Here is a 1,496-nt window from a genome sequence, read left to right on the forward strand (position 1 = left end):
TTTTCTATAGATTGACCTGATTGTTTTTCTGTAAAAATTTTTTCAGCACCAAATGTTTTTAAATTTTCAAGTTGTCTTTCTAAATTTTGATCTACTGATGATACCCGCGCATAGCCCACAATCATTTAGTTTCACCTCATAATTAATATACACCCTAATCATACATTTTAATTGCTGTAATTTCAACAATTCATTTTGTATGATTAGGGTGTGTCCTGTCTATTTTTATCTTTCTTAAAACTTAGTAATATTATTTATCTTTATTTTCTTGATTATTTAACCTATTGAGATAACGATAGATTGTGGTACGTGAAACTTTCCATTGTTCTGCAATAGTTTTAATTGGTGTTCCATTATCATAAAGTGTTTTGAGTAACTTTAAATCTTGTTTATTTAATTTTTCGGGACGACCTCCATAGCGTCCTCTAGCACGAGCGGCAATTCGTCCTGCTGAAGAACGTTCTAAAATTAAGTTGCGTTCAAACTCTGCAAATGCTGCGAATAAATGAAATAACAATTGTCCTGTAGAACTTGATTTATCCATTGTTATATTTTCTTCTAAACTATGAAAACTCACGCCTCGATTATTAAGTTCATTAACTAATGTGATTAAATCTTCCATATTACGCCCTAGTCTATCTAGTCTCCAAACAACAATCGTATCTCCTGCCCTCGCAAATTCAATGGCTTTATCTAAACCAGGACGTTTACTTTTTGATCCACTTATGTGGTCGCTAAATATCTTTTCACAACCATATTGATTTAATTGATCTTCCTGCAAATTTAAATTTTGTAAACCAGTTGAAACTCTTGCATAACCTATTTTCAAAATACAAACCTCCTATATACATCTTCATTGTATCATAACTTAATTCTAACCATATTTATGAACATAGATTTTCTGTTGGGTTATTGAACACTAAAATATGTATACTCGCTATATATATAGACATAAAAAGAGAGTGTATAGAAAATGGTTATTTTCTGGACACTCTCATATTTAATAAAATATTTTAAATGTTATTAACAAAACTAATTTAATAAGAGTCAAGCATAGTTTACATATGTATTATGTTTGAAACATATCTCTAATTACTTTTTACTAATATCATTTAAAATGTCTCGCAATTCTTCAATTTCTTTGTTATTTATTTCTTCATTTTTCGCAAAATTCAGCACTAAACTTTTCATGTCCCCTCCATACAGTTTATTAAGAAAGGTTTTAGCAGTTTTCATTTTAATATCGTCTTCTTTAATATTTGATGAGTAAAAATAAATATTCTCTGATTTGTATCGTTTTATAATCTCTTTTTTATATAGTCTTGTGATTAATGTTCTAATCGTTTTATCGCTAACTTCTTTATATTTTTGAATTTCAACTACAATTTCATTAGCTGATACTGATTTTTTATCCCATATTATATTCATAACATCCCATTCAGCCATAGATATTTCAACTTGCTTATTGGCCATTTAAAACACCCATTTCTTTTAAT

3 protein-coding genes are annotated in these 1,496 nt (G+C 28.5%); all 3 read right to left on the reverse strand.

Annotated elements, in window-relative coordinates; genetic code table 11:
* On the reverse strand, positions 1-125 hold a 125-nt coding region (locus tag ACFOY6_RS24040), incomplete at its 3' end, for a recombinase family protein (RefSeq protein WP_379652447.1).
* Between the two features lie 125 nt (positions 126-250).
* Positions 251-829 (reverse strand): recombinase family protein, encoded by a 579-nt coding sequence (locus tag ACFOY6_RS24045; protein WP_000690625.1) that lies wholly within the window; start codon positions 827-829, stop codon positions 251-253.
* Positions 830-1,092: 263 nt separating this feature from the next.
* Positions 1,093-1,473 carry a penicillinase repressor BlaI gene (gene blaI / locus ACFOY6_RS24050; protein WP_111082953.1) on the reverse strand — a complete coding sequence of 127 codons (381 nt, stop codon included), beginning with the start codon at positions 1,471-1,473 and terminating at the stop codon, positions 1,093-1,095.
* Between the last annotated feature and the right edge of the window lie 23 nt (positions 1,474-1,496).

The sequence above is a fragment of the Teichococcus aestuarii genome (assembly GCF_042651065.1).
Lineage (GTDB): Bacteria > Pseudomonadota > Alphaproteobacteria > Acetobacterales > Acetobacteraceae > Pseudoroseomonas > Pseudoroseomonas aestuarii.